Source organism: Rhodococcus sp. P3_B8 (genome assembly GCF_056402775.1).
Window position 1 is genome coordinate 1 of sequence record NZ_JBFUGT010000601.1, and the last position, 1,612, is coordinate 1,612.

2 protein-coding genes are annotated in these 1,612 nt (G+C 63.4%); both read right to left on the minus strand.

What is annotated here, in order from left to right; translation table 11 throughout:
- Positions 1-314: 314 nt before the first annotated feature.
- A complete protein-coding gene (locus AC1D1G_RS44970; RefSeq protein ID WP_280780212.1) occupies positions 315-593 on the minus strand; it encodes a hypothetical protein in 279 nt (92 codons plus the stop codon).
- Positions 594-754: 161 nt separating this feature from the next.
- Complete coding sequence (locus AC1D1G_RS44975; RefSeq protein WP_283336762.1) at positions 755-895, minus strand: hypothetical protein; 141 nt, start codon at positions 893-895, stop codon at positions 755-757.
- Positions 896-1,612 lie beyond the last annotated feature (717 nt).

Genomic DNA, 1,612 nt, shown 5'->3' on the forward strand with positions numbered 1-1,612 from the left:
CGCCAGTACAGACCGAGTACCGGTCGCCGATGCCATCTCCGACGCCCGAGAAGGCATTGGCAGCCGGGCAAACCACCAGGCACACCGGCGCGGACCCAGTCGTCCGATGCAGAGCGCGGTGGCGTCGTGTTGCACGTCCCGGCGAGGCCCGGCCGGAGCGGAGAACACTCCGACCGGGCCGCTTCGGCTCACAGAGGGTCCACCGCACTCCCGGACGATCCCGGGACGCGCATGTCACGGCAGTCGAGAGGTTCCGGAGACACGGGAGCTGGACAGCCCCGAACCGGAATCGCGCAGTCCGGTCCGCGCCGCCCTTACCCGATACAGACGAGTACACCCACGACCACGACTGCAACCAGCGAGGCGCCGCCGCAGATCAGCCACGCGCGCGTTGCGAGCTGCCGCCACTGATCGCACCGACCAGCCACTTCCGCGACCGCGACCGCTCGCCCCAGGTCCGCGTCGGACGGCTGCGCCTCCGAGAGGCGGCGGGCCTTTGCATCCGCCCGTGCCGCCACAGCGAACGAGACGGGGACCACCAGCAGCGCAACCACCAGTAGGCCAACCATCGCACCCGTACCCGTCCCGAGCATTCTCATTCCTTCCACTCCACACGACGCCCGTCACGGGTGCCGGTATCGATCACCGGACCCACGAGCACAACCAATCCCCCGTCAGCTATATCGCCGAACTGCCGCCGGGTGTTGCACTCCGGCCTACCGCGGGCCGGCGAAGGTCCATAAGCCACGGGCGTCTACACGCCCGGTATCGGGAACTTCCACATCGCCAGGACGATCACACCCATGACCAGTCCGGCACACACCACAGTGCCAACGACACTGACACGCAACGCATCCAGTAAATCGACTCCCAGTTTCTTGCTGATCCGTGCCATTACGACTCTTCCTTCACGTGCAGAGATTCCCGACCGCCACGTCGATGACGGTGCACTACACACAATCGTCCGACGTCGACACCTGCACAACGGCCGAATCACCTACACCCATACCCGCTTTTGGGTCCCACGCAGGGGTGTAACCACACCTCATTCCCGATCACCATGCTTCCCGAGAGAATGTGCCGTGTTCTACGTCACACCGCAGTGCCTGTTCTTTGCATACCGAGCATTACGCTGCGCAGGCACCGAATGGTCCGCGAGCAACTCGCCGCGTGCCTCGATTCCGCAGAACAGCTCCGAGCGACGGCCGGACATGCTGCGGCACAGCAGGATCGGCGGACAGATATGTTGAATTCCCAACTGATGGATTTGAAAATTTCATCCCCGCCTCGACTCCGGCCGATTGGAACTCGGCGGTGCCGATCAATTCACGCACGCGCCTTGTGCGACCCCGAAAAATACACTTACTGGTCGGTAATACTGAGTGAAGAAATTTGTGCAATGGCGTGGATCACACTCCCCCTGTTGCCTCATGTCAAGATGCCCGCGAAGTCTGATTCGTTGACTCATCCAGAAGTGCCCGCGTGAGGGGGGCTCTCCTCGTGGGTGTGTTCTTGGCGGTGGCGAGGGCGATGAGCTCGGTGGTCAATGCCTGGATCTGACGCTGGACGGCGGCGGGGTTGATGGTGGAGTACGTGTCGGCGAGGATGGCCT